Raw genomic sequence first — 25,305 nt, 5'->3', positions numbered from 1 at the left:
AGTCAATACGTTGTCGTCGCAAGTCCGGACATGGTAGGTATCTCACATGAATCAGCGGCTGCCCGTGCAGGGGGCACAGGGCGACCTGCTGCGACTCGTCGCCACCGGCAAGGCCGAGTCACGCGCCGACCTGGCCCGCTTATCGGGCCTGGCCGCGTCCAGCGTGTCGCTGCGCGTGGAGGAGCTCATCGACGCGGGCCTGCTCGCCGAGGAGGGCTCGGGCACCTCGCGTGGCGGCCGCCGCCCCCGCCGCCTGCGCCTGTCCCCGGACGCCGGCGTCCTGGCCGTCGCCGATCTGGGCGCCCACCACGTACGGCTCGGTCTCCTGGACCTCAGCGGCACGCCGCTCGTGATCGAGGAACGCGGCTGCGAGATAGCCGACGGCCCGCAGGTCACCCTGGACCGCATCGCGGACGCGTTCGACGAGCTGCTGGCCACCCACGTCCCCTCCTCCGTCCCGCTCAGGGGGGTCGGCACCGGCATCCCGGGCCCGGTGGACCCGTCCAGCCAGCGCGTGGTCACCCCGTCCCGCATGCCCGGCTGGAACGGCTTCCCGGTCGCCGACCACCTGGCCACCCGCTACGACCTGCCGATCCTCGTGGAGAACGACGCCAACCTGATGGCGGCGGGCGAGGCGAGGTGGTGGCCCGCCAGCGAGAACCTCATGGTCGTCAAGGCCGGCACGGGCATAGGCTGCGGCGTCATCGTCAACGGCCACCTGCACCGGGGCCGGGGCGCGGCCGGCGACATCAGCCACGTGCGGGTCCGCTCGGACTCCTCGATCGTGTGCGCCTGCGGCCACCCGGACTGCCTGGAGGCGTACGCGAGCGGCGCCGCCCTGATGTCGGCCCTGCAGGAGTCCGGCATCGAAGTGAGCCGCCCGGCGGACATCGTCACCCTGGTCGACGACGCCATCCCGGAGGCCACCAGCCTGGTCCGCACGGCCGGCCGCCGCATCGGCGAGGTCCTGACCGTCCTGGTGAACTTCTTCAACCCAGACGTGGTGGCGGTGGGTGGGAGCCTGTCGGCGGCGGAACCGTTGATCACGTCGATCAGGGCGGCGGTCTGGGAACGCTGCCTGCCGCTGGCGACAAGGGACCTGGAGATCGCCCCGGCGCGGGCGGGGCGGGACGCAGCACTGCTCGGCGCGGGCACCCTCCTCCTGGAGGCCGCCCTGAAGGTCACATCTTGAAGATCGAGGTGTCCAGCTCGAAGTCGATCGGGGCGGGCAGCATGATCGGTGCGCCGATCTGCTCGGTGATCGCCACCTCATAGGCGTCATCTTTGATCTCGCTGAACACGGTCACGCTCGGCTCGTCGGCGATCGGATCGATCAGCACGTAGATGGGCACTCTGCCCAGCGCGTAGGTTCGTCGCTTCTCCACGCGGTCTGTGTAGACGCTGCTGGGTGACACCACCTCCGCCACCATGACCACCCCAGACGCCAACAGCTCCCATTTGCCCCAGCGTGGGCAGTCGCTGGGGGCTACGACATAGTCCGGCGCGGGGGAATCTCGTGGCCCTTCCACGCAGAGGTTGAGGCCCATCGCTGCCTCCCATCCTCGCTGTGTCAGCAGTGGAAGGAGGGCGTTGTGCAGGCGTGTGGCCATCCAGCCGTGCTCTGGACTGCCCATAGGACTCACAAGCATCTTCCCTTCGATGACCTCAACCCGGAGATCCGGGATGGGGGGTAGGGCATCGAACAGCTCACGAGCGGTCATCCCTGTACGCGTGAGCTTCGCGTAGGTCGATTCCGTCTGGTGCTTCTCTTCCATCATGGCGACCATGAAATCTTTCCCTTCGTGTTCGAACGGACACTCTAAGTATTCCGTCTCGGAGGTGCGTCCGCCACCCAAAACCAATTGCCGTAACGGGCGCGGCCGGTCAAGGATGGGCGGCGATGAGCAGGACGAAGATGCACGCCGACGAGGTCCACACCGATGCCGCGCTAGTCCGCCGGTTGCTCGCGGGACAGTTCCCGCAGTGGGCCGGACTGCGGATCGAACCCGTCGACTCCTACGGCACAGACCACGACATCTACCGACTCGGCGACCACCTGTCTGTGCGCATGCCGCGCATCGCCTGGGCCACCGGGCAGGCGGCCAAGGAGGCGCAGTGGCTGCCGAAGCTGGCACCGCACCTGCCGCTGGCCGTTCCGGTGCAGCTGGCGATGGGTGATCCGGCCGAGGGCTATCCCTTCAGCTGGTCCGTGTACGAGTGGCTGCCCGGCGCGAACGCCAACGGCACGATCGCGGACCTGGAGCAGGCGGCCGTCGATCTCGCCGCGTTCGTGAAGGCGCTGCGGAAGGTCGACCAGACCGGCGCGCATCCGCGTCCCCGCGGCGCTCGCGGCGGTCCGCTGGCTGAAGGGGACGAGTTCGTCCGCCGGTCGATCGCCCAGCTCGGCGACCGCATCGACGGCGCCGCTGCCCTGCGCTCGTGGGAGGAGTCGCTCAACGCCCCGGCCTGGGACGGTCCGGAGGTCTGGGTGCACGGCGATCTGCTGCCGGGCAACCTGCTGGTCGTCGACGGCCGCCTGTCGGGGATCATCGACTTCGGCGGCCTCAACGTGGGCGACCCCGCCTGTGATCTCCAGCCCGCGTGGAACGTGTTCGCCGGCGAGAACCGCCTACGCTTCCTGGCCGAGCTCGGCGTCGACGACGCGTCGTGGCTGCGCGGCCGCGGCTGGGCGCTCTCCCAGGCCGTGAATGCGCTGGCGTACTACTGGGACACCAACCCGGGGATGGTCCGCCAGGCCTCCAACGCGCTGGCACAGGTCCTCGCCGAGAGCCGGACGCCCTGAGCCCGGGAGCCTGCCCGAGAACCTGAACCCCAGAGCATGGGAGCCTGCCCGAGCGCCGACGCGGTCCCATGCTCGGCTGGCGGCCTCAGCCAATCTGCTGCTCAAGGTCAACTCCCCCGTCTCCCAGGGCCGCCTGATCGCCACGCGGGGACATGGGCGCCAAAGGCGCCGCCCCATTCTGGAGCGACGCCTTAGGGATCCAGGGTTTCGCTGTGGTCGGAACGCTACGGTTACCCGAGCCCGCCTTGGACCGCGACCTCGTGGTCGGCTCGTGCCGCAAGGGAGGCGGCGTCTCCAGCCCACTGGATGGTGTATGTGTACTGGCCACCCTGAGCGGGCGTGTCCGTGAAGCTGAAGGATCCGTCACCAGCGGGCGTCACAGCCGGCAAGGTAGTGATGAGGGTTTCCTTGCGATTGGAGAAGGTGCGTTGCACGGTAAGCGAGGCGCCCGGTGGGGATGTCTGGGCGCCGGTGTCGAGTGTGCCGCTGAACTGGAGCTGTTTGCCGGCAACCCCTTCTGCCGGCCCGGACAGAGTGAGTGACGACTGGTGCTTGGCCACGTTGACGGTCGCCGACTTCCTGCTCCACCGAACGTCTGAATCACCGTCCCAGAGCACGTCATAGCCGATCGCGCCGCTTACAGGCGGGTGATCGGTGATGGTGAACGTACCGTCCTCGGCGGTAGTCGTACCAGGGAGCTTCGCGCTGGTGCCGTCAGGCAGTCGCCGCGTCACCACGAGCGGCTGCGTCCCCGGAGCCGACCCGTCGGGCAGCGTCAGCTGGCCGCTCATGGTGAGCGGTTCGAACGCGGTCCCCGCGGAGGGAGCCGTCAGGGTCATCCCGGACGCCGGGAGGGTACCACCGTGCAACCGCCAGAGGTGGAGCCGGTCGGTGTATGGGTCCCACAGCAGGCCGAAGACATCGGCATCAGAGAAGGTGAGGCTCCCCGCTACCAGATCACCGGCCGGGTTACCGTACGCGTAGTTCTTCGCCGTCGTCTCTATGTCATAGAGAGCGATGTCCACAGATTCCCTGGAGGACACCCATCCGCCCACGACCTGGGCACCGTCCGGGCTGATCGCGACAGCTGCCGGATAGCCGGGGAAGGTCGGCTCGGCACCGTAGGTACGGACTCTGGTCAGGCTGGTGGTGTCCCAGCCGTCGAACTTGTATGGGCTGCTGACCGCCGGGACGACCATCGAGCCGTCCGACGTGATGGCGAGATCTCTCAGTCTCGAGAGGCCGTACGTTTGACCGGAGATCACGCCGCGCAATGTGGCGGGGGTGGCGCTCGTGTCGTAGACCATCAGGTCGACCGCGCTTCTCCCCGGATCGCCGATCACCAGCGTGTTCCCGGCGGCGACGACCAACGGGGCGTCGAGCATGGTGCCCGTCTCGATCTGGACCGGCTGCGGCGCCGTCACCGACAGATCGAGGCTGACGACACCGCCGGTCTGGGTGGTGGTGCCGCAGCCGTACCCGACCCACAGCCGGTCGCCTGACAACGACAGATTGTACGGGCACGGGTAGGACGTCAGGTCGATCCGCCGGGTGATCGAAAGATCGGCGGTGTCGAATTCGGCTACCTCGTTCGAAACGCTCAACGCCGCGTACAGGCGGGTGCCGTCCGGCGTGATGGCGAGGTCCGCGGCTCTGGACAGACCGGTGATGGCGCCGGTGACCGTGCCCTGGGTGTCTGCGACGATGATCCGTTCCCGCGCGGCGATGAAGACCTTGCCGCCGCCCACGGCCACATCACCCCCGCCGCCCGGGAAGTCGCCGAGGTAGGTCGTGGAGTCGTCGGCCGACGCGGCGGATGCCACGGCGATGCCAAGGCCGGCGGCCATGACCAGCGCACCGCCGAGCGCGACCAATCGACGGGTCAGCCGGGCGACCAGGGTTTCGCTCGATCCACCATGGTGCAGGCGCCGGGCCGGGTGGACGTAATCTCCGGAGCCGATCAGGAACCGGCTGCCGGAAATTACCTTGCGTAACTCATTTTTCACCAGAAGATGTAGCCACAGACTGTGGAACCAAGTCAAGAGCTTTTTAGAACTCAGCTTCGATTCCGGGGGCAGCGGGAGTTGCGGAACCACGAGCAGGTCGCCCAGTCTCGCATCGTGCGATGCGAGGGCGCTCCCATCCGCAGCCGCACGGTTCCCGGCGGGCGGTTCAGCATCTTGACATGCCGACGGCTGAGTGGATCAATTACGGACTTGTGCGCATCCTTGCCGGAACACTGGTGGTCGCCACCATGGTCGCCGGGTGCTCGAGCGACCCCGTCGACGCGGCACCGCCGGTCGCGCTCGCGCCTCCTTCCGCCACGGCCGCGAGCCCCGAGCCGCGCGTGGAGACCGTAACTCCTTCACCGCGGGCGACGCCGAGCCCGGTGCCGCTGACCCTCGACCAGGCGGCCGGGCGCTATCTGGGCATCGTACGGCCGTACAACATCGCGCTCGAGCGACTCGAGCAGGCGATCAACGGCAGCCAGCCTGTCGCGGTGCTACGCCGCCGGGCAGCGCAGGTCGCCACCGCGAACAGGACGCAGATCGGCCAATTGACCGACACCCCCTGGCCCAGGGCGCTGCGCGGGCTGATGCGGCAGCTCAAGGCCGAATCGCTCAAGGCGCAACGGCACTGGCTCCTGGCCGCGCGTGCCCGTGACCGCGACGCGCTCATCCAGGAGGTGCTGAACGCCGCCCGCCACGACGGGAAACCGGCGGCGGGAAAGATCCGTACCCTACTCCACCTGGAGCAGTACGACGAAGACGACTACTCATGATCGTCCAGTACCCACCACCCGAACGTCATGCTGCGGCCATGACGTCTTCGGATGAAGTGCGCCAGCCACCACTGGGCATACCGTCTGATCTTGCTGAGGCGCCGGCCGGAGTGTCCGTAGCGGAAGTATCCGGCCCAGCCGCGCAGGAGCCATTGAGGTCCTGCACGATCACCTCCGGCGCCAGCAGCATCCGACGCCGGACGGTGATCTATCGGATCCGGTCGCGCGCATCCTGCATCGCCCTGTCCGCGGGCCAGCGAGCCAGGAACACCACCCGCGCCCTTCCCGAAGCCGACGAGGTCACGAATACGCCTCCCCGCTGGGACGGCCGCTGATCGACGCCGAACTGTATCTACCGATGTCCTGGACCGACGATCGAGTCCGCTGCGCCCGCGCCGGCATCCCATCGACTGGTTCAACACCACCATCGCCCCGGCCGTCGAGCATCCGCTCATCGGGGAGGATCCCGAGGGAAAGATCAGAGCCCCGCGGCTACGCCCCACCCTGGCCTGGCACATCGTCCGCCGTCCCGGCGGCACCATCGCCGGCGCGACCCAGTACGGGCATCTCCACGCCCACATGGTTCAAGGCTACGCAGGCCGCGCGGACGCAGGATTCCTCGACGAGATCAGCTTCGAGCAGTTCCTGCTCCGCGCCGAGACGATCCACGACGATCATCAACATCTGCTCCAGAGTGAACACGTCTCCGGCCCCGCGGCCGATACCTACCGGGCGAGAGTCAGCGCCGGAAGCCGCTTCGCGGGCCTGGCCATCACCACCACCAGCCAGGTCAACAACGCCCTTGCCCATCCCGACCTTCAAGTCCACCACGGCGCACTGCTCACCTGCGTCTACCGGCCCGCCACGGCCGCCTGCCGCGACGACACCGGTGACGACGGTCCGTCCTGGTCCCAGTGCAGGCTGACCTGCCGCAACGCCGCCCGCACCGACCGAGATGTCACCGCGCTGCGCCGTCACATCCATGGTCTCCAAGCCGATCTGACCACCCTGGACATCCCCGAACCGCTGCGCCAGCGAGTCCAAGCACGCCTCGACGAACACCAGCGAGCCCTGGCCGAGCACGAGACCACCAAGCCGCCAGCCACGACCGCTCAGCAGACAGGGAGCAGCCATGACCTCCGTTGACCGCCACGCCCGGCACGAAGACGAGCAGCGGCGACTGGGCCAGGCCGCCCGACGACTCCTGGACGGCACCCGCAGCGCAGCGACGGCAAACTCACCGTCGCCACGCTCGCGATCGAGGCTGGCCTGCCCCGTCACCGCCTCTATGAGCATCACACCGAACTCGTCTCGGAGTTCAAGACCTCCACCGGGGGCGGGCCGATCTCTCCCAACATTCAGGCCCTGCGACAGCAATTGGCCAACGCACTCCAGCGCATCCAGCAGCTCGAAGAGGAGAACACCACGCTCAACGGCCGGATCACCGCGCTCTGCGCAGTGATCAGCGAACTCACGCACGAGGCCCAAGGCCACAACATTGTTATGCTGCCCGCGCACCGCACAAGACTGTGACTTGGATCGTTTAGCGAGCTATTGCCAGGCAGAGAAGCGCCCGACCGAAATCCGCCGTGGCTACCCTCGGGGATGAATTCCTTTGAACGAATGTTAAGGCAGGCGGACTCGTAGTGGAATGGTAGAGCCTCGGTGGATGTGGCGATGAAGGCAGGGCCGCTGCGCGTGCGGCCCTGCCTGGGGTTAGTCAGCTCATCCCTGTCGCGACAGTTGGTGCATAGCTAGAGAAGGTAGTTGTCCGCGTCCACTAAGTCACCAGATCGACCGGGTCTGAGCTAGTCACCGAAGATAGCCTTTTCTACCTCCATTAGCTCCTTACCTGTCAGTTTAGGCGGCACTCCCCGGAGGGCCTGAACCCTCTGGACGAATTCATCCGGCAGCGCGACGCCATAGTTGACTACATAGTAGCCTAGATCGCTGGGCCATATCCAGCACCCATCTGTTTGCGTAACGAGCGGCCCTATATAATGAGCCTCCGCTGAGATTATGTCGCTAACCATGGCGCCAGATACGGCGAGCTCTGTTCCGTTCTGAAGGTATTGGGCTATGACTTGCCTGTCGGCATGAAGCTTTTCGATGCTCGAGAACAAACTGGGTCCATCCGGATTCCCGTGACCCAACTCTCGAAAGAATCCTATTTCTTTCATTTCGCTACGCCGCCATCCCGTCCTCACCGGTGAAGGCGATCGACCCATCCGCCTGGGCCTGTGCCCGCAGACCACCGGCCTTGACGGTGAACGCCAATGACGTCCCTGCCGCCGGCGGCTTGGCCAGGACCAGATACTCCTTCACCCCCTCCGGGGTGACCTGGTAGACCAGGTCCGCGCCGTCCCACACCTCCGCATACGTGACGGTCGAACCGTCCACCTTCGGGGAAATCTGCCGCACCTGTCCCGGCACGCCCAGCGTCAGTTGCTGCCCCTCGGCCTTGACCTTGACCAGCTTGTCGGAGGCGTCGCCGAACCGGCTGGCATACCCGGCCTTGTCGTTGCCGTGGACGAACCCCTCCTCAGAACTGGCCTCGATCCGGGTGTCGATCGGCTGCCACTTGCCCTTGTCGTCCTGGAAGTACACCGGACGACTGGAGACCTCCGCCTGCAGCCGCCCGTCCTCCAACTCGTAGACGGTGCCGAACCTGGAACGCTTGCCCGGCACCTCCTTGACCCGCTTACCCGGCGGCGCGGCCACCTGAAACTCACAGCAATCACTCGCACGACAATCCCCCTTCGGCACCACTAAGGCTGGTGCGGGCCAGCGGTTCCTCGTGGGCTCTTGACCGGTGTGACCATCTATGTGTAGATCGAAAAGGTTTGCCGCTGCCCATCCCGCACCCCAGGAGGACAACCCATGCCCGCGGCCGGAACACCCGCACGGTGACCACCCAGCCTCGCGAGACGATGACGGTGCAGCGGCGCAGCCGCGGACAGGCGATCCGAATCGCCACCGTGCTGGCCGGCTTCCTCCAGCTCGTCCTCGCCGCCCTCCTGATCGGCATTCCCGCCGGCTCTCCCACCCTGGACGAAGTGCCCGCCCCCAAGGGCGACACCACCACGCCATCCCCGGCGGCCCTGGCCGCCCATGCCACCGCCACTCCAGTCAGACCGACGCCACACGCGCACCCGACCACCAGCCCCACCGCTGGTGCCCCACGTAGCACCCCCACCGCACGGCCAAGCCGCGCCACACCGCCCGCTGCGGCCCCCATAACTCCGCCGCGACAAAAGCGAGAAACCGCGGCCGTTGCTGCTCCCAAGACAACGAAATCCGCCACCAGCGAAATGCCATCGCCGTCACCCAGCGCGTCTCCGGAACCGAGGCGGCAGCATACTACGCCTGGCCAAACCCTGGAACCACCGAAACAAGCGGAGAAATCACCGCAGGGGTCCAAAGATGAGCACCCTGCTCAGCAGGCAAACACTCCGCCGGGCCAGACGCAGAAATAGCATTTGCCACGGCACAATTGGCAGGAATTTGCAGCACCGCCGCTGGTGCCGCGCTCGGCGCCGCGACCAGCGGTGATGGTGCCACGGTAAACACCATCGCGAACGCTCGATCTGGAAGGCTTTGACGGATTATCACTACCTTGCAAGTTCGACATAAATACTGGCGAAGAACTTGCCTCATCTACAAAGTGGCATGCTCTCCCTCGATGAATGCCCGAAAGGCATCCCAGTCCGGGGTGGGCTCCAGCAGGCCAAGCCGGTAACCAGTCAACGGGCGGGCTCCGATTGGACGCCGGAGGCGCGCCTTAATAGAAAGCGCCTGAGCCCCGAGCGCGAAGCGCTCACCCGGCGAAGCCCTTTGTTCGGGGCGGGTGTCAGCAGGCCCACCACCCAGATGGGCAACGGGTGGGTGGCTCCGGCGCAACCTACTCGGGGTTTAGGGCTGCCCATACGGCCGCTGGGGTCAAAGGCATGTCGATGTGGTCGAGGTTCAAGGCGTCGCAGACGGCGTTCACGATGGCGGGTGGGATGCCGATGCAGCCGGCCTCGCCCGCGCCCTTGGCGCCCAGGGGCGTGTTGGGGTTGGGGGTGGTGGTCTGCAGGAGGGTGATCGGGGGCATGTCGGCGGCGGTCGGGAGGAGGTAGTCCAGGAGCGTCGTGGCGTACGGCAGGCCGTTCTCGCCTATGACCGCCTGCTCGTACAGGGCCTGGCCGAGGCCCTGGGCGATCGAGCCGTGGCTCTGGCCGCTGACGATCATGGGGTTGACGACCACGCCGTAGTCGTCGACCGCCACCAGCTGGTGCACGTGTACGGTGCCGAGGTCCGGGTCCACTTCCACGACGGCGACGTGCGCGCCGTACGGGAAGGCCTGCGGTGGGGCGACGATCTCGTCGGCACGTAGGGGGCCGGTGCGGGCGACCAGTTCGCCGATGGGCAGCCCCGGCAGCGGCCCCGCCGCGACACCGGCCGCGAAGTCCTCCGACTCCGGTCCCGGCGCCCCGGGGACGGGCTCCCCATCCACCTGGAGGCGGGCGCACGTGTCGCCGCCCACCACCAGGCGGCCCGCCGCGTACGAGACCTCCTCCTCCCCCACCCCGAGGAGCTCGGCGCAGCGGCGGCGGGCCGTGGCGACGAGGGACTCGGCGGCGCGCCACAGCGCCGCCCCGCCCACCTGCATGGAGCGGCTGCCGAACGTGGCGAAGCCGTAGGGCACCTCGCCGGTGTCGCCCTCGACGACGCGGACCCGGTCGACGTCCACGTCCAGGACCGAGGCCACCACCTGCGCGAACGCGGTGAAGTGCCCCTGCCCGGCAGAGGTCGAGCCGACGCGGGCGATGAACGTGCCGTCAGGGCAGGCCTGCACGCTGCCGAACTCGTCGCTGTCCGGCGGGCCGCCCGAGCGTTCGACGTAGGTGGCGATGCCCACGCCGATCGGCGGCTCGCCCTCCTCGCGGCGGCGGGCCTGCTCGGCGCGGACCTCGTCGTAGCCGACGGCGGCGAGGGCCTTGTCGAGCGCGGCGGCGTAGTCGCCCGAGTCGTAGGTGCGGCCGGTCGGCGTCAGGTACGGGTACTGGCCGGGGCGGATGAAGTTGCGGCGGCGCAGCTCAGCCGGGTCCATGCCGAGCCGGCGGGCCAGCCGGTCCACGGTGCGTTCGAGGGCGTAGGCGGCCTCCGGGCGGCCCGCGCCGCGGTAGGAGGTGGTCGGGGCGGTGTTGGTGAGCACGCAACGCACCCGGGTGTGCACCCGTGGGGTACGGTACGCGCCGGTGCTCATGGCTCCGGTCATCATGGGCACGAAGGCGCCTGTGTGCGGGTACGCGCCGATGTCGGCCTCTGTGAGGAGTTCGTACGCGAGGAAGGCGCCGTCCTCGTCGGCCGCCAGCCGCACCCGCTGGGTCTGGCCGCGACCGCGCGGGCCGGCCAGCATGGCCTCGGCGCGGTCCTCGCACCAGCGGACCGGCCGGCGCAGGTGTACGGCCAGCAGGGCAGTGACCACGTACTCCGGGCAGGTCTGGCTCTTGGCGCCGAACGCGCCGCCGGTGGCCGGGACGATCACCCGGATCCGGTCCCTGTCGAGGCCGAGCGCCGCGGCGAGCGAGTCGCGCAGCCGGTGCTGGGCCTGGTGCGAGGCGTACACGGTGAGGCGCCCGTCGCGCCCCGGATCGACCAGCACCGCCCTCGGCTCCAGGGACGTGGGGAGCAGGAGCTGCTCGCGGTAGGCGGCCTCCACCACCACCGGGGCGCTCGCGAACACGTCGTCGGCCGGCGCGCCGAAGGTGCGCTCGACCGCCACATCGTCACGGTCGGCACCGGGGACGCCCTGCGGGGCGAGGGTGAAGGGCAGTGGTCCGAGGTTCAGGCGGACGGCTTCGGCGCCGTCCTCGGCTTGGGCGCGCGTACCGGCGGCGACCACGGCGAGCGCCTCGCCCGGGTAGCGGACGCGGCCGGTGGCGAGCAGCGGCCACGACGGCACGCCGTCCTCGCCGGGCATGTCCCGGGCGGCGAGGTACGGCAGGTCGGCGGCGGACCACGCGCCCGCCACCCCCTCCTCCTTGAGCGCGGCGGCGACGTCGACCCCGCGGATCACCGCGTGCGGCACCGGGCTGCGGGTGAAGGCGAGCTCGAGCGTGCCGGGGAGCTCCAGATCGGCGACCCTGCGCGCCTGGCCGGTGACCAGGTCGCGATCCTCGCGCCGCGCGAGCGGCATCCCGATGTACCGCAATGTTTGGACACCCCCGCTTTCGGTACCAACGTCGATATCGGATTCCCGGGATGGGGGACATGAAACCGGCACAATTCGACTACGTCGCGCCCGCCTCCGTGCCGGAGGCGGTGGCCGTGCTGGCCGAGCGCGGGCCGGAGAGCCGGGTGCTGGCCGGCGGCCAGAGCCTGCTCATCGAGCTGCGCTACCGGACCGCGCGCCCGGCCCTGGTGGTGGACGTCAACCGCGTTCCCGGGCTGTCGGAGATCGCGGTCGAGGACGGGTCGATCCACGTCGGCGCGCTGGTCCGGCACGCCCAGCTGGAGCGCGCCCGGTTCGACGACCCGCTGGCCGAGCTGTTCCGCCAGGTCGCGCCGTACGTCGCCCACCCGCCCATCCGCGCGCGCGGCACGTTCGCGGGCAGCCTGGCGTGGGCGCATCCGGCGTCGGAGTGGTGCGCGCTGGCCATCGCCATGGGCGCGGGGATCGAGGTGGAAGGCCCGGCGGGACGGCGTACGGTGCCCGCGGACTCGTGGTTCCGAGGGCCGTTCACCACGGCCTGCCTGCCGGAGGAGCTGGTCACCGGCGTCCGGCTGCCGCGCCCGCCGGCCGGGGCGACGGCGGCGTTCGCCGAGCTGCGCCGCACCCACGGCAGCTTCGCCCTAGCCGCCGCCCTGGTCATGCTGCGGCTCGCCGGCGGCCGCGTCGATTGGGTACGGATCGGCCTGGCGAACGCGGCGGACGTGCCGCTCCGCGCCGTCGAGGCCGAACGCCTCATCGCGGACGAGCTCCCGGAGCCCGGGCTGCTGGTGGAGACCGCATCGCGGGCCGCCGCCGAGGCGGACCCGCCCGACGAACCGCACGCGCCGGCCGCCTACCGCAGGCACGCGCTCGCCACCCTGGTACGGCGCTGCCTCACCCGGGCCGTTCAGCAGGCCGGCACCCCATGAACGTCGAGCTCACGGTCAACGGCCGGGCCCACCGCCTCGACGTCGAGCCCCGGACCACCCTGGCCGACGCGCTGCGCGACCGGCTCGGGCTCACCGGGACCACGCTGGGGTGCGAGCACGGGGTGTGCGGCTCATGCACGGTGCTGATCGACGGCACCGCCATCCGTTCCTGCCTCGCCCTGACCGTCCAGGCGCAGGGCGCCGACATCCGCACCGTCGAGGGGCTGGCCGACGGCGACCGGCTGCATCCCCTGCAGGAGACGTTCGCCGCCGAGCACGCGCTGCAGTGCGGCTTCTGCACGCCCGGCTTCCTCATGCTGCTCGCCGGCGCGCTGGCCGAGGAGCCGGAACTGGACAGGGACGAGCAGCGGCTCGACGAGGTCCTCGCCGCCAACCTGTGCCGCTGCACCGGGTACGCGGGCATCCGCCGCGCCGCGGTGCGCGCCGCAGCCCGCCTGCGCGGGGAGACCGGCTGAGGCGCGGGGAGACCGGCTGAGCCGCTACACGGGAGCGGCGAGGCTGCCCCCGAGTTTCAGCGCCTCCTCCGAAGGACCTGTCCCTGACCCGCGCGGGCCCACTCCACCAGGAGGGGGTAGGAACCCTACGCGTGGAATGACTCCTTCACCAATCTCCGCAGCCGCGTCTCGTCGATGTCGTGTCCCAGCCCCGACTGGGTGAGGGGCACGGCGATGACCCCGGCGTTCGCGCCCACGATGGGCTTGACGATCTGGTTCTGGCGGGGCGGCTGTGTCACGTCGCACGGCAGCGTGCAGCCGGGCAGGCTGGCGACCGCCACCGTCGCCGCCCTGGCCAGCCCCGCGCCCTGGCCGCCCGCGCACTGGATGTCCCAGCCCGCCGCCGCGGCCCGGTCGTGCGCCCGGCGGGCCTCCGACAGCGAGGGGAACAAGGCAGGCCGCAGCAGCAGCGCCTTCGCCGCCCGCAGCGTCAGGTAGTCGTCCAGCTCGGCGGTGGAGGCGACCTCGACCGCGACCGAGGCGGACACCTGGTCCTGCAGCGAGGCGTGCGCGTAGGTGTCGCCGGCGGCGAAGGGCCGCTCGATGACCTCCAGGCCGTAGGAGTCGAGGGCGACGAGCTGGCCGAGGTCGGTGTAGGCGTTGCCGCAGTCGACGGTCAGGGTCAGGGCCGGGTACGCCTGCCGCACCGCGCGTACGGGCTCGACGTCCCAGCCGGGCCTGACGTCCAGCGTGACGTGCCCGTACCCGGCGCAGACCTGCTGGTTGACCCGGGCCACCAGGCTCTCCACGGACGCGTCGGGGGTCAGCCGCACGGTGGCCATGAGGGAGGTGCGGGTGCCGCCGATCGCCTCGGCGAGCGGCACCCCGCGCATCCTGGTCCACAGGTCCCAGCAGGCCATGTCGACCGCCGAGTCGCCGCTCGGCACGGCGTCGGGATGCTCCCAGTCGACGCCGATCAGCAGCGCGGCCAGCGTCTCCTCCAGCTTCGACCACGTCTTCGGCTGGGGGAAGGTGGTCTCGCCCCAGCCGGTCATGCCGCCGTGGTCGGTGAGCTTCACGAGCAGGGTCTCCGACCTCCTGCCGTACGGCAGGACCAGCCGGAAGACCTCAAGCTCCCGCACTCGCGGCATGTACCCCCCTTTTATGACGCGGCTCCCTCCATAGTGCCTGCTGCGCGGTGCTGGACAAAACGCGGGGCAATCAGGAAGGCCAGGAGCGCGAGCGCGACGGTGAAGGAGAGGCCGACGGCGTAGCTCTCGCCGGTGGCGGTGAACAGGGCGCCGCTGATCGCGACGGCCACCACGGTGAACACCGACTCGCCCACGCCGACGGCGGCGCTGTTCTGGCCCTCCTCGCCCTCCCTGGACATCTCGAGCACCAGCACGGACACCGTCGGGTGCAGGGCGCCGATGCCGAGCCCGGCGACGGCCATGGCGAGGTACGCGACCGCGATCGGCAGGGAGTCGACGAGCACGAGCATCACCAGCGCGATGCCGGTGGCGACCATGGCGGCGCCGCCGCGGATGGCGGTCATGTGGCTGATCGTGCCGCGGCCCTTGATCCAGGAGCCGGTGGACCAGCCGAGGGCGCCGATGGTGAGCACGATGCCCGCGCCGGTGGCGGACAGGCCGCGCTCGTTGATCAGCATGAGCGGGATGAGCACCTGGGCCGCGGTCAGCGAGCCGAAGGCCAGGCCGCGCAGCACGGGTGCGGTCGGCAGGCCGGGGGCGGCCCTGAGGGAGCCGGGCAGCAGCAGCTTGGGCAGGGCCACGGCCAGCAGGACGACGCCTGCCAGGAGCAGCGGCAGGCCGGCGAGCTTGAGCGCGCTGCCGTACTGGATCAAGGCGGCGGCCACGGCGGTCAGCGTGGCCCAGACGAGCTTGCGGCCCAGGCCGGGGGCGGGCTCGGCGACGCCGTTCGCCACCTCGCGGCCCGCAGTGCCGCGCCAGAGCAGCAGCGCCGACGGGATGACGATCAAGGCCACGCCGATGAAGACCCACCGCCAGTCGGCGTTCTCGACCACGAAACCGGCGATGGCCGGGCCGACCATGGACGGCACCACCCATGCGGCCGAGAACAGGGCGAACACCTTGGGGTGCAGGGCTGCCGGATAGACCCGGGCCACGACCACGTACAGGGAGACCTGGATCAATCCTCCCCCGAGCCCCTGCACGAACCGGCCCGCGACGAACACCTCCATGTTCGGCGCGAGCCCGGCCAGCAGCAGCCCGGACACGAAGCCCACCACACCCACCGCGATCGGCTGCAGCGGGCCCCGCACGTCGCTCCACCGGCCGCCCAGCACCGTCGCGATCACGCTGGCCGCCAGGGTGGCGCTGAAGGCCAGGTTGTACAGATGCATGCCGTCGAGTTCGCGGGCCACCACCGGCATCGCCGTGGCCACCGCCATCGCCTCGAAAGCCACCAGCATGACCAGCGCGACCAGTCCGATGCTGAGCGCCCGGTACTGCGCGGACACCACGCCCGCCGTAGATCTCTCAACTGTCGTCGTCATATCCGGCAAGCTATGGCGAACCCGCACGTCAGCACATCGGGCGCGGGGCCTAGGCATTTGGGCCTAGGGCATGCGCGCCTCGATGCCGTCGAGGATCAGCTCGAGGCCGTAGCGGAAACGATCCTCGCCGTCGTCAGCGATCAGCTCGTCCACGAACTTCTGGATGTGCGGGAACCGCTCCGGCGGCAGCGCCCGGTAGTAGCCGGCGATCTGCCCGACGAAGTGCTCGAAGTACTCCTGCGGGCTGTCCAGCCCGGCCGCGCGCATCCTCGCCCAGTGCAGGGAGCCCTCGTACGCGTCGCCGGTGATGTACAGGGAGAGCCGGTCCATCGACAGCGACGCGTCCCTCGGGGACATGCCGGCCTCGATCAGCAGCCCGAAGACGAACTCGCCCGCGCGGATCGAGTTCTCCCCCGACGGGATGTTGGCCAGCGCCACCCGCGCCACGTCGGCGTGGCGGGACAGCACCCGGTGCGACTCCATGGCGTATGCCCGGAGCTGCTCCTTCCAGCGGCTCGGAGCACGCTCGGGCAGCTCGATCTCGCCGAGCACCCGTTCGTAGATCAGCTCGAGCAGCTCCTCCTTGTTGGCCACGTGCGCGTAGAGCGAGGCGGGGCCCGTGTCGAACTCCTGGGCGACGCGTCTCATGCTCAGCGCGTCGAGCCCCTCGGCGTCGACGATCCGCAGCCCGGCGTCGACGATCAGGTCCTGGCTGAGCTGCCGCCTGAGCGGTGCGGGTTTGCGTGACTTGCGCCACGGGGGCGTGGGGACGTCCTCCGACCCTGCCATGCCAACCATCATACGAACACTGTACTTGACACGAACAGTGTTCGGCCATAAAACAGTGTTCGTAACGAACAGCGTTCGTTCATAGAACACCGTTTTAAGGAGTCCCCCATGACAGTCACCGCCTCAGCGGAGACGACCGAGGCCCAGCCCTATCGCTGGCGCTGGGCCGCCCTGTTCGTGATCCTGGCCGCCGAGGTCATGGACCTGCTCGACGCGCTCGTGACCACGATCGCCGCCCCCAGCATCCAGAAGGACCTGGGCGGCAGCGACAGCATCGTGCAGTGGCTCGGCGCCGGTTACACCCTGGCCATGGCCGTCGGTCTGATCACCGGCGGACGGCTCGGCGACCTGTTCGGCAGGAAGCGCATGTTCCTGATCGGCGCGCTCGGCTTCACCGCCGCCTCGCTGCTGTGCGGCGTTTCAACCGGCCCCGAGATGCTGGTCGCCAGCCGGGTGTTGCAGGGCCTGTTCGGCGCCGTGATGCTGCCGCAGGGCCTCGGGCTGATCAAGGAGATGTTCCCGCCGCAGGACCTGGGCAAGGCGTTCGGCATGTTCGGGCCGGTCATGACCATCTCGTCCGTGGGCGGTCCCGTGCTGGCCGGATGGCTGGTCGACGCCGACTTCTTCGGCACGGGCTGGCGCATGATCTTCCTGATCAACCTGCCGATCGGCCTGGCCGCCGCGCTGGCCGGGATGCGCTTCCTGCCCGAGTACCGCCTCTCCAACGCCACCAGGCTGGACCTCGTCGGCGTCGCGCTCGTCACGGCCGGCTCATTCCTGCTGATCTACCCGCTCATCCAGGGCCGCGAGCTGGGCTGGCCCGTGTGGACGTTCGTGTCGATGGCGGCCTCACTTGTGGTGTTCGCCGTCTTCGCCCGCTACGAGTCCCGCCGCGCCGCGTCCGGCAAGGACCCGCTGGTCACGCCCGGGCTGTTCCGCAAGCGGGCCTTCACCGGCGGTCTGGTGGCCGGGCTGGCGTTCTTCTCCGGCATGATGGGCCTCGGCCTGGTCTTCAACCTCTACACCCAGCTCGGCCTCGGTTTCACGCCGCTCCAGGCCGGCCTCACCGGCCTGCCGCAGGCGATCGGCGGCGTGCTCGGCTTCGGCCTGGCGATGTCCGGGCTGCAGGAGAAGCTGGGCCGCGGCCTGCTGCAGATCGGCACCGCCGTCATGGCGGCGGGCGCGGCCGTGCTCGCCCTGACCATCCACCTCGCGGGGCTCGACGTCAGCGGCTGGCAGCTGGCTCCCGGGCTCGCTCTCGTCGGCATCGGGATGGGGCTGACCATGGCGCCGTTCTTCGACATCGTGCTCGCGGGGGTCGAGCCGCACGAGTCGGGCTCCGCCTCCGGCGCGCTGACCGCGACCCAGCAGCTCGGAGGCGCGCTCGGCACCGCCGTGCTCGGCACGCTCTTCTTCCACCTGCTCGAGGACCAGTGGGGCTTCGGCTCGTCGATGCAGGTCACGGTGTGGGTCGAGGTGGGGCTGCTGGCCCTGACCTTCGCCCTGTCGTACCTGCTCCCGCGCAAGGCCAGGGCCGATGGCCCTACCCACTGACCGCGATGTGACGTTCGGCCCACTGCGCGATGTCGCGCCGCTCGATCGCGGCGGCCATCAGGTCGGGGAAGGCGTCTGGCGTGCACGCGAAGGCGGGCACGCCCATCGCGGCCAGCGCGGCGGCGTTCTCGTGGTCGTAGAACGGCGCGCCCTCGTCCGAGAGCGCGAGCAGCACGATCACCTGGACGCCCGCCTGCGTCATCGCGGCCACCCTGCGCAGCATCTCCTCCCTGACGCCGCCCTCGTACAGGTCGCTGATCAGGACGAAGATCGAGTCGGTGGGCCGGGTGATGAGGCCCTGGCTGTAGGCGATGGCCCGGTTGATGTCGGTGCCGCCGCCGAGCTGGGTGCCGAACAGCAGCTCCACGGGGTCGTGCAGCTGGTCGGTGAGATCCACCACCGCCGTGTCGAACACCACCAGGGACGTCTTGAGCGACCGCATCGACGCCAGCACCGCCCCGAACACGCTCGAATACACCACCGAGGCCGCCATCGACCCGCTCTGGTCGATGCAGAGCACGACCTCGCGCTGCACCGACCGCTGCCTGCGGGCGTAGCCGACGAGCCGCGAGGGGATGACCGTGTTCTTGTCCGGCAGGTAGTTCTTGAGGTTCGCCCGGATCGTGCGGTCCCAGTCGATGTCGGCCACCCTCTTGGGGCGATGGGTCCTGGCCGAGCGGTCGAGCGCGCCGGTCACGGCCGCCCTGGTCTTCTGGGCCAGCTTGCGTTCGAGCTCGTCCACCACTTTGCGCACCACGGCCCTGGCTGACTCGCGGGCCTGGTCGGGCATGACGCGGTTGAGCGCGAGCAGGGTGCCGACGAGGTGCACGTCCGGCTCGACGGCCTCGAGCATCTCCGGCTCCAGGAGGAGCCGGGTGAGGTTCAGCTTCTCGATGGCGTCCTTCTGCATGACCTGGACGACCGTGGAGGGGAAGTACGTACGGATGTCGCCCAGCCAGCGTGCCACCCGGGGCGCGGACGCGCCGAGCCCGCCCTCTTTGCCCCCCTGGTCGTAGACGGCGGACAGCGCGGCGTCCATCCGCGCGTCCACACCTTCCAGCCCGCCCCCGGTGCCCTCGGCGTCGCCGCCGCCCAGCACCAGCCGCCACCTGCGCAGCCGCTCGTCGGTCTCGGTCATCCGTCCGCCTTTCCGAGGATCGTGAGCACTGTCGCGACGGCCGCCGCCGCCCGCCGCTCGTCCACGTCCTGCTCCCCTTGCCGCTCGCCGCCGCCCCCGGCCGAGCGGACCCGCTCGCCGATCGCTCTGCGCTCCGGCGCGGCGAACCCGCCGAACGTGCGGCGCAGCAGCGGCAGCACGTCGGTGAACTGCTCGCCGGAGAGCCCGGTCAGCCACCCGTCCACCAGGCTCAGCAGCCGGGGATCGTGCACCAGCAGCAGCCCGCCGCCCGCCAGGAACCCCTCGACCCACGCGGCCGCCCGCGCCGGGACCTGCCCCCTGGACATGGCCCTGGCCATCCGGTCGCCCGCGTCGTCGAGCTCCCCCGAATCCAGCAGGATCCTGGTGAGGCGTCCTTCGATGAGGCCGTGCAGGTCCTGCCGGTCGCTGACGCCGCGCAGGGTGACCAGCCACCGGCTGCGCGGCGACGCGCCGCCGTCACTGCCGCCCCTTTCGTCGCTCCGGTCGCTTTCGTCGCTCAGGAGGGCAACGGCCGCGTGCACCGCGTCGACGTGTTTGAGCAGGCCGGCCGCCGCGTCGTCGTCCAGCCCCGCCACCGCGACCGGCAGGCCGACGCAGATCCGGTCCAGCATCGAGCGCACGATCACCGCCAGCCCCTCGGCCGAGGTGCCGCGGACGTCGCCGTACCGGTGGGCGCGCACCATCGCGGGCAGCGCCGCCATCAGGTGGGTCACGTCCGTGTCGAGCGCCGCCCTGGCCGACAGCGCGGCCAGCACCTCGGGCAGCGCCTCCGGCAGGTCGGCCAGCAGGCACTGCTCGACCAGCGACGTCAGGTCCGCCAGGGCCGCCTTGTCCGTCGCGGTCAGGTCCCTGGCCCGCTGCGCCGCCGCCCCGGCCACTGTGGTGCCGAGTGCGGCCTGCTCGATGAGCGCCAGGTCGTGCTCGGGCCGCCACTGCAGCGTCCAGATCTCCCTGAAGGTGCCCTTCCCCCGCGACTCGCCCGGCGTGCCCCAGCCGACGCCGAGCAGCCTGAGCCGGTGCAGCAGGTGGCTGCGGTCAAGGTCGAGCGGTTTGCGCAGGTCGAGATCGATCTCGCGGTCGAGCGCCTCGGGCTTGAGCCTGAGCCGGCGCTGCTGCTCGCGCAGGTCCCGCTGGAGCGGCACCATCGGCGTGCCGTCGGTGACGTGGCCGAGCCGGTCGCCGACGACCATGCGCCGCTGGATCAGCTCGACGGCCAGGTCGTCGCCCTCGCACAGCACGGCCCTGGCCGCCTCGGTGACCTCGCCGAGCCCGGCCAGGGGCCTGCCGCGCAGGGCGGCCAGGCTGTGCGCGAGGCGTACGGACTCGATGACGTGCGCGGACGACACGGCCAGCCCCTCGTCGCGCAGCACCGCGGCGGCCTCGGCCAGCCACCGCTCCACGGGCCGGTCGGGCGCGCCGAACAGGTGGTGGTACCAGCCGGGCGAGGTGATCCCCGCGCCGTAGCCGCTCCACGAGGCCAGCCGCCCGTACGTCCACGGCACCCACGTCAGCTCGGCCTTGACCTTGGGCAGCCCGCGCAGGATCGCGTTGTCCTGCGCGGCGGTCGGCAGCTTGCCCGTCAGCGCCGGGACGTGCCAGGCGCCGCAGATCACCGCGATCCGGCCGTAGCCCTGCTTGACGGCCGCGCGGAGGGTCTTGCGCATGTACGCCTCGCGCCTGGCCTCCCGCTCGTCCGGCTCATAGCCCTCGCGTACGGCTGCCATGGCCTCGGCGATCACGTCGAAAGGGGTGTCGCCCCGGTGTTCGACGACGTCCTCCCACCAGCGCTCGGGGTCGTCGTATCCGGCCGCCGAGGCGAGGCTCCCGATGGGGTCGGCCCGCATGCCGTCCTCGCGCTCTTCGTCCTCAGCTGCCAGCGAATGGGCCGCGGGCAGGTCGCAGAAGCTCACCGGGATGCCGGCGGACGTGCCGTACAGGATGGCCTGCCACTCGGGCGAGAAGGCGGCGAACGGCCAGAACGCGGCCCGCGCCGGGGCTCCCGGCACATGGGCGAGCAGCGCGACGGGCGGCTCCAGCTCGGGCGCGAGCGACACGAGCGCGTCGGCCTCGGGCGGCCCCTCAATGAGGATGGCGTCGGGGCTCAGGCGTTCGAGCTCCCGCCGCACGGCCCTGGCCGAGCCCGGCCCGTGGTGCCGCACCCCCAGCACGGAGACGCCGGCCCCGCCCACGACCAGCGCACTCGCCGCGTCACCTGCCAGGCCGGGCACCGATGACGCGCCGCGGGTCGGAGGGGTGCTCATGAGACCTCGCGGCAGGCGCGGTAGAAGTCGCGCCAGTCGGGACGCTCACGGACCACCGTCTCGAGGTATTCGCGCCACACCACCCGGTCCGACACCGGCTCCTGCACCACCGCCCCCATGATCCCGGCGGCCACGTCGGAGGGGCGCAGCACCCCGTCGCCGAAGTGGGCCGCCAGGGCGATGCCGTTGGTGAGCACCGAGATGGCCTCGGCCGTGGACAGGGTGCCGCTGGGCGACTTGACCTTGGTGCGCCCGTCCTCGGTGACGCCCATGCGCAGCTCGCGGAAGACCGTCACCACCCGCCGGATCTCCGCCGGCCCCGTCGTCGTCTCGGGCAGCTCCAGCGCGCGCCCGAGCTGGGTGACGCGGCGCGAGACGATGTCCACCTCCTCCTCGGCCGTGGCCGGGACCGGCAGCACGACGGTGTTGAACCGGCGGCGCAGCGCGCTGGACAGCTCGTTGACGCCGCGGTCGCGGTCGTTGGCCGTGGCGATGACGTTGAAGCCGCGCTCGGCCTGGACCTCGCGGTTGAGCTCGGGGATCGGCAACGTCTTCTCCGACAGCACGGTGATCAGGGCGTCCTGTACGTCGGACGGCATGCGGGTGAGCTCCTCGACCCGGGCGACCCGGCCCTCGGCCATGGCGCGCATCACGGGCGACGGGGTCAGCGCGTCGACCGAGGGGCCCTCGGCCAGCAGCCTGGCGTAGTTCCAGCCGTACCGGATGGCCTCCTCGGCGGTGCCGGCGGTGCCCTGCACGAGCAGCGTGGAGTCGCCGCTGATGGCGGCGGCCAGGTGCTCCGACAGCCACGTCTTCGCCGTGCCGGGCACGCCGAGCAGCAGCAGCGCGCGGTCGGTGGCCAGCGTGGCGACGGCGACCTCGACGATGCGGCGCGCGCCCACGTATTTGGGGGTGATGCGGTCGCCGTCGCCCAGGATGTACGTGGTCACGGCCCACGGCGACAGCTTCCAGCCCGGCGGCCTCGGCCGGTCGTCGTCCTTGGCGAGGACGGCCAGCTCCTCGGCGTACTGGTCTTCCGCATGCGGGCGCAGAACGGTCATGGGTGAAGCTCCTTGTACATGTCGGCGCGGAAACGCAGCAGGGCGGCCACCTGCTGGATGGACTCCATGGGCGAGTAGCTCAGGACCAGGGGGAACAGGGCCGGGTCGATGCGCTCGCCCGCCAGCTTGACCAGCTCCCCGAGATTCCAGGGCTGCGTGGTGGCCACCTTCACGATCTTGCGGAGGACGGCTGTGGCCAGGCCCTCGCGCCAGTGGGACGACACTCCGCCCAACACCATGATCAACTGGCTGTCCAAGTCATGCTTTTTCACGAAATCAGCGGCAAGTTCCTGCTGCTCGTCGGGCGGCAGGGACTCCAGGAGGTCGGCGATCGGGTCCCACCCGAACATCGCCCGCCCCCACTCGGGATCCTTCTGCAGGATGGCGGCACGCACCCAGGCCGCCTTCACCTCGGCGTCCCAGTCGGGGATCCGCATCTCGAGCAGCCGCGCGGGCGGGCGGCCCCAGACCCCCAGCGGGGCGCGGGCGAGGACCTGCTGCAGCCACCAGGCCCGCTCGCCGATGCCCCTGGGCGGTTTGGGGCGGATGCCGTCGCGCTCCATCGCCTTGTCGCAGGCCTCGGGTGCTTCGACGGCGATGACGGTTCCCGCGATGGCCACGCAGGCGCGTGCCCGTTCGGCCATGCGCTGGGACATGCGCGACTCGGGGAGACGGGTGAGGAGGTTGGCGGCGGCCTGGCGCACCTCTCTGCGCCGGTCGTCGAGCGCGTTCTCCAGGAACGGCTCGTCGTCCATGCTCAGCCCGTCGGCCAGCACCTCCACGAACTCGGCTCGATCGTCCGGCGTCTCCCGCTCCCACGTGCTCTCCAGCAACCGCCTGGCCTCGGCGGGATCGGCCTTCCTGAGGGCGCGCAGGTGCTCGCGCCGATCCGCGGCGCCGCCCAGCTCCCACGTCTCCCCGGTCGGCTCCTCGAGGAGGTAGTCCCAGTCGGGGTTGAGGCCGGCCAGCCACCGCCCCCGCTGCCCGGCCAGGACCCCGAGATGCACCCGGATCGAGCGGTCCCGCCGCCCTCTCTCCAGGAGCTCGGGCAGCACGTACGGCGGCACCCTCCTACCGCTGCCGGCGGCCGCGGCCAGCCATTCGGGGAGCAGCCTCTCGTGCTCGCCGCCCATGATCCGCGCCAGCCGCTCGGCCGCCGGCCTGCCCAGGGCCGCCCGTTCCTCGTGGGGCGCGGGCTCCTGCCGCTCGGCCTCGCCGATCCTGCGCCCGGCTCTGCGCCGCGCCACCTCGACGGCCGCGGCTTCGAGCAGATCCCCTTGGTACGGCCTGCGATCGGTGCCCACGAGCGCCGCCGAGGCCAGCTCCTCCCAGCCGGTCACAGGATCACCGCCGTCCCTTCGTCGTCCCAGGTGGTCAGTGGCCGCAAACCCCGCGGCGTCCATTCGGCGGCCACGGTGAGCGGGCGCCCTCCGGAGACGGCGATCAGCCGCCACGGATCGTGCGCCGCGGGATGCAGCGGGAGGCCGCCCAGCGAGGCCCGCCCGGGCACCACCCCCGCCAGCACGAGCGGCCACGACTCGGTCCACGGATCATCGGCCAGCGCCCCGGCCACCTCGTCGAGCGCCTCATCCGGCGACACGCCGGGCGGCGCTCCCCCCGAGAACTCGTCCTCGCCGGAGTCGTAGCGGGCGGCCACGAGCGCTCTCAAGGCGGCGGCGCCCGGGTAGAAGGCGAGATCGGCGTCGATCGTCGTCCCGGTGACCAGGGAGGCGTCGAGCGGCTGCCCCTGCGGCGCGAACGACAGCACCAGCGCCGGCCGTCCGGTGTGGCGCCCCCGCAGCCACACCCGCCGGGCGGTCAGCCGGTCCTGCACTTCGTCGCGCCTCCCCAGCACGTCCCACTGATCGCGCACCCCGGGCCCGGCCAGCACCTCTTCCCGGCTGGCGGGGAACCCGACCCGGCTCAGCACGGTCTCGGCCAGCGCCGCGGGCAGCTCCGCCCGCCGCCGGTAGGCGACGGCGAGCAGGTGGATCAGCGCGTACTCCGCCAGCAGCCGCCCCGGCCAGTCGTCGTAGGCCCGGACCCGGGCCAGCCTGGACACGACCCCCGCCACGCCGGGCGCCTGGGCGTCGATGAGCCGCTTGGCCAAGCCTTCCCATTCGTGCTCGGCGGTCCCCGCCAGCCCCTGCCGCACCTGGTCGTCGAGCCACCGCTCCAGCTCGGCCAGCCCGGCGGCGACGCGACCATGCCGTACGGACCCCGGGCGCCCGTCAGCCGCTCCCGCGGCACGCGAACGCCCGCCTCCGCCGCCTGAGGCGGCGTGCCCGGCCTCGTCCGGATCCGTCCGCTCCGCCGCGGCATCGCTCTCCGCGGCCTTCTTGGCGCGGGCAGCCTCGATCCTGGCCGCCGCCTTGGCGGCCCGCTCGGCACGCGCCTCCACCCACTCGGTCACCCACTGCGGCGTGCCCTCCTCGACCGGCACGTCGTCAGCGGACCACATGAGCAGCAGCCCCAGCGCGTGCTTGCACGGGAACTTCCGGCTCGGGCAACTGCACCGGTACGCGGGCTCGGTCAGATCGACGCAGGCAAGGTAGGGCCTGGCCCCGCTGCCCTTGCACTCGCCGTACAAGACCGTGCCTGTCGTGCCGCGCAACGACCATTTCCCGGGCGCCGCCACCCCTTGAGCCGCCTTCTGGGACGACGCGTCGGGGGCGAGGGCGAGCACCTGATCACGGCTCCACCGTTCGATCACCTGCCGCAGACTAGCCACCTCGACCGACATTTCGTGTTAGGTCGGCGAGATGCCCAGCAACCAT

At 70.8% G+C, this 25,305-nt stretch carries 21 protein-coding genes; 8 read left to right on the top strand and 13 right to left on the bottom strand.

What is annotated here, in order from left to right:
* Nucleotides 1-46 precede the first annotated feature (46 nt).
* Nucleotides 47-1,192, top strand: a complete 1,146-nt coding sequence (locus tag ABN273_RS34105; protein WP_349453208.1) for an ROK family transcriptional regulator — start codon at nucleotides 47-49, stop codon at nucleotides 1,190-1,192.
* Here ABN273_RS34105 and ABN273_RS34100 read toward each other — a convergent pair.
* Nucleotides 1,182-1,778: a Uma2 family endonuclease gene (locus tag ABN273_RS34100; protein WP_349453207.1), complete on the bottom strand. Its 597-nt coding sequence runs from the start codon at nucleotides 1,776-1,778 to the stop codon at nucleotides 1,182-1,184. The genes ABN273_RS34105 and ABN273_RS34100 overlap by 11 nt on opposite strands.
* 122 nt (nucleotides 1,779-1,900) lie before the next feature.
* Between ABN273_RS34100 and ABN273_RS34095 the strand changes: the two genes are divergently transcribed.
* Entirely contained in the window at nucleotides 1,901-2,803 is a 903-nt protein-coding gene (locus tag ABN273_RS34095) for an aminoglycoside phosphotransferase family protein (protein WP_349453206.1), read from the top strand.
* A gap of 230 nt (nucleotides 2,804-3,033) precedes the next feature.
* Here the strand turns inward: ABN273_RS34095 and ABN273_RS34090 are convergent, their stop codons facing one another.
* On the bottom strand, nucleotides 3,034-4,899 hold the full coding sequence (locus tag ABN273_RS34090; protein WP_349453205.1) for a YncE family protein: 1,866 nt from the start codon (nucleotides 4,897-4,899) through the stop codon (nucleotides 3,034-3,036).
* 89 nt (nucleotides 4,900-4,988) lie between these two features.
* On the opposite strand from ABN273_RS34090, the gene ABN273_RS34085 reads away from it, so the two are divergent.
* The 3 genes from ABN273_RS34085 (at nucleotide 4,989) to ABN273_RS34075 (ending at nucleotide 7,118) form a co-directional block, all read left to right on the top strand.
* Nucleotides 4,989-5,585 carry a hypothetical protein gene (locus ABN273_RS34085; protein WP_349453204.1) on the top strand — a complete coding sequence of 199 codons (597 nt, stop codon included), beginning with the start codon at nucleotides 4,989-4,991 and terminating at the stop codon, nucleotides 5,583-5,585.
* Nucleotides 5,586-6,164: 579 nt separating this feature from the next.
* Nucleotides 6,165-6,731, top strand: a complete 567-nt coding sequence (locus ABN273_RS34080; RefSeq protein ID WP_349453203.1) for a hypothetical protein — start codon at nucleotides 6,165-6,167, stop codon at nucleotides 6,729-6,731.
* Between the two features lie 231 nt (nucleotides 6,732-6,962).
* On the top strand, nucleotides 6,963-7,118 hold the full coding sequence (locus ABN273_RS34075; RefSeq protein ID WP_349453202.1) for a hypothetical protein: 156 nt from the start codon (nucleotides 6,963-6,965) through the stop codon (nucleotides 7,116-7,118).
* A gap of 275 nt (nucleotides 7,119-7,393) precedes the next feature.
* On the opposite strand, the gene ABN273_RS34070 is transcribed toward ABN273_RS34075, so the two are convergent.
* The 3 genes from ABN273_RS34070 to ABN273_RS34060 all read right to left on the bottom strand — a co-directional run bounded on the left by ABN273_RS34070 (nucleotide 7,394) and on the right by ABN273_RS34060 (nucleotide 11,784).
* Nucleotides 7,394-7,708 (bottom strand): hypothetical protein, encoded by a 315-nt coding sequence (locus ABN273_RS34070; RefSeq protein WP_349453201.1) that lies wholly within the window; start codon nucleotides 7,706-7,708, stop codon nucleotides 7,394-7,396.
* 61 nt (nucleotides 7,709-7,769) lie between these two features.
* A complete protein-coding gene (locus ABN273_RS34065) occupies nucleotides 7,770-8,306 on the bottom strand; it encodes a hypothetical protein (protein WP_349453200.1) in 537 nt (178 codons plus the stop codon).
* A gap of 1,180 nt (nucleotides 8,307-9,486) precedes the next feature.
* Nucleotides 9,487-11,784 carry a xanthine dehydrogenase family protein molybdopterin-binding subunit gene (locus ABN273_RS34060; RefSeq protein WP_349453199.1) on the bottom strand — a complete coding sequence of 766 codons (2,298 nt, stop codon included), beginning with the start codon at nucleotides 11,782-11,784 and terminating at the stop codon, nucleotides 9,487-9,489.
* 59 nt (nucleotides 11,785-11,843) lie between these two features.
* On the opposite strand from ABN273_RS34060, the gene ABN273_RS34055 reads away from it, so the two are divergent.
* Nucleotides 11,844-12,713: an FAD binding domain-containing protein gene (locus ABN273_RS34055; protein ID WP_349453198.1), complete on the top strand. Its 870-nt coding sequence runs from the start codon at nucleotides 11,844-11,846 to the stop codon at nucleotides 12,711-12,713.
* On the top strand, nucleotides 12,710-13,189 hold the full coding sequence (locus tag ABN273_RS34050; RefSeq protein WP_349453197.1) for a (2Fe-2S)-binding protein: 480 nt from the start codon (nucleotides 12,710-12,712) through the stop codon (nucleotides 13,187-13,189). Before ABN273_RS34055 ends, ABN273_RS34050 begins: the two co-directional genes overlap by 4 nt.
* Nucleotides 13,190-13,314: 125 nt before the next feature.
* Here the strand turns inward: ABN273_RS34050 and ABN273_RS34045 are convergent, their stop codons facing one another.
* The 3 genes from ABN273_RS34045 to ABN273_RS34035 form a co-directional block, all read right to left on the bottom strand.
* Nucleotides 13,315-14,319 carry an enolase C-terminal domain-like protein gene (locus ABN273_RS34045; RefSeq protein WP_349453196.1) on the bottom strand — a complete coding sequence of 335 codons (1,005 nt, stop codon included), beginning with the start codon at nucleotides 14,317-14,319 and terminating at the stop codon, nucleotides 13,315-13,317.
* Nucleotides 14,320-14,330: 11 nt separating this feature from the next.
* The gene (locus ABN273_RS34040) at nucleotides 14,331-15,704 is read right to left on the bottom strand and encodes an MFS transporter (RefSeq protein WP_349453195.1); all 1,374 of its coding nucleotides are present in this window, start codon (nucleotides 15,702-15,704) and stop codon (nucleotides 14,331-14,333) included.
* Nucleotides 15,705-15,767: 63 nt separating this feature from the next.
* Nucleotides 15,768-16,493 (bottom strand): TetR/AcrR family transcriptional regulator C-terminal domain-containing protein, encoded by a 726-nt coding sequence (locus ABN273_RS34035; RefSeq protein ID WP_349453194.1) that lies wholly within the window; start codon nucleotides 16,491-16,493, stop codon nucleotides 15,768-15,770.
* A gap of 108 nt (nucleotides 16,494-16,601) precedes the next feature.
* On the opposite strand from ABN273_RS34035, the gene ABN273_RS34030 reads away from it, so the two are divergent.
* Nucleotides 16,602-18,047 carry an MFS transporter gene (locus ABN273_RS34030; protein ID WP_349453193.1) on the top strand — a complete coding sequence of 482 codons (1,446 nt, stop codon included), beginning with the start codon at nucleotides 16,602-16,604 and terminating at the stop codon, nucleotides 18,045-18,047.
* Here the strand turns inward: ABN273_RS34030 and ABN273_RS34025 are convergent.
* From ABN273_RS34025 to ABN273_RS34005, 5 genes are read right to left on the bottom strand one after another with little or no spacing between them, the layout of a single operon-like run.
* The gene (locus ABN273_RS34025; RefSeq protein WP_349453192.1) at nucleotides 18,037-19,185 is read right to left on the bottom strand and encodes a VWA domain-containing protein; all 1,149 of its coding nucleotides are present in this window, start codon (nucleotides 19,183-19,185) and stop codon (nucleotides 18,037-18,039) included. The two genes, ABN273_RS34030 and ABN273_RS34025, sit on opposite strands and share 11 nt — an antisense overlap.
* Nucleotides 19,182-21,467 (bottom strand): DUF5682 family protein, encoded by a 2,286-nt coding sequence (locus ABN273_RS34020; RefSeq protein WP_349453191.1) that lies wholly within the window; start codon nucleotides 21,465-21,467, stop codon nucleotides 19,182-19,184. The genes ABN273_RS34025 and ABN273_RS34020 overlap by 4 nt, the downstream gene beginning before the upstream one ends.
* The gene (locus tag ABN273_RS34015) at nucleotides 21,464-22,528 is read right to left on the bottom strand and encodes an AAA family ATPase (RefSeq protein WP_349453190.1); all 1,065 of its coding nucleotides are present in this window, start codon (nucleotides 22,526-22,528) and stop codon (nucleotides 21,464-21,466) included. Before ABN273_RS34015 ends, ABN273_RS34020 begins: the two co-directional genes overlap by 4 nt.
* Nucleotides 22,525-23,868, bottom strand: coding sequence for a DUF5691 domain-containing protein (locus ABN273_RS34010; protein ID WP_349453189.1), 1,344 nt, complete (start codon nucleotides 23,866-23,868; stop codon nucleotides 22,525-22,527). Before ABN273_RS34010 ends, ABN273_RS34015 begins: the two co-directional genes overlap by 4 nt.
* Nucleotides 23,865-25,241: an SWIM zinc finger family protein gene (locus ABN273_RS34005; RefSeq protein WP_349453188.1), complete on the bottom strand. Its 1,377-nt coding sequence runs from the start codon at nucleotides 25,239-25,241 to the stop codon at nucleotides 23,865-23,867. The genes ABN273_RS34010 and ABN273_RS34005 overlap by 4 nt, the downstream gene beginning before the upstream one ends.
* Nucleotides 25,242-25,305: the final 64 nt, after the last annotated feature.

The sequence above is a fragment of the Nonomuraea sp. B19D2 genome (genome assembly GCF_040137845.1).
Taxonomy (GTDB): domain Bacteria; phylum Actinomycetota; class Actinomycetes; order Streptosporangiales; family Streptosporangiaceae; genus Nonomuraea.
This window is presented reverse-complemented; position numbering and strand designations above follow the sequence as displayed.

Coding starts and splice junctions, on each gene's coding strand:
- ABN273_RS34105 (WP_349453208.1), top strand. CDS start 47: ATGAATCAGCGGCTGCCCGTGCAGGGGGCACAGGGCGACCTGCTGCGA.
- ABN273_RS34015 (WP_349453190.1), bottom strand. CDS start 22,528: ATGACCGTTCTGCGCCCGCATGCGGAAGACCAGTACGCCGAGGAGCTG.
- ABN273_RS34050 (WP_349453197.1), top strand. CDS start 12,710: ATGAACGTCGAGCTCACGGTCAACGGCCGGGCCCACCGCCTCGACGTC.
- ABN273_RS34025 (WP_349453192.1), bottom strand. CDS start 19,185: ATGACCGAGACCGACGAGCGGCTGCGCAGGTGGCGGCTGGTGCTGGGC.
- ABN273_RS34095 (WP_349453206.1), top strand. CDS start 1,901: ATGAGCAGGACGAAGATGCACGCCGACGAGGTCCACACCGATGCCGCG.
- ABN273_RS34020 (WP_349453191.1), bottom strand. CDS start 21,467: ATGAGCACCCCTCCGACCCGCGGCGCGTCATCGGTGCCCGGCCTGGCA.
- ABN273_RS34080 (WP_349453203.1), top strand. CDS start 6,165: ATGGTTCAAGGCTACGCAGGCCGCGCGGACGCAGGATTCCTCGACGAG.
- ABN273_RS34035 (WP_349453194.1), bottom strand. CDS start 16,493: ATGGCAGGGTCGGAGGACGTCCCCACGCCCCCGTGGCGCAAGTCACGC.
- ABN273_RS34100 (WP_349453207.1), bottom strand. CDS start 1,778: ATGATGGAAGAGAAGCACCAGACGGAATCGACCTACGCGAAGCTCACG.
- ABN273_RS34030 (WP_349453193.1), top strand. CDS start 16,602: ATGACAGTCACCGCCTCAGCGGAGACGACCGAGGCCCAGCCCTATCGC.
- ABN273_RS34055 (WP_349453198.1), top strand. CDS start 11,844: ATGAAACCGGCACAATTCGACTACGTCGCGCCCGCCTCCGTGCCGGAG.
- ABN273_RS34085 (WP_349453204.1), top strand. CDS start 4,989: ATGCCGACGGCTGAGTGGATCAATTACGGACTTGTGCGCATCCTTGCC.
- ABN273_RS34040 (WP_349453195.1), bottom strand. CDS start 15,704: ATGACGACGACAGTTGAGAGATCTACGGCGGGCGTGGTGTCCGCGCAG.
- ABN273_RS34045 (WP_349453196.1), bottom strand. CDS start 14,319: ATGCCGCGAGTGCGGGAGCTTGAGGTCTTCCGGCTGGTCCTGCCGTAC.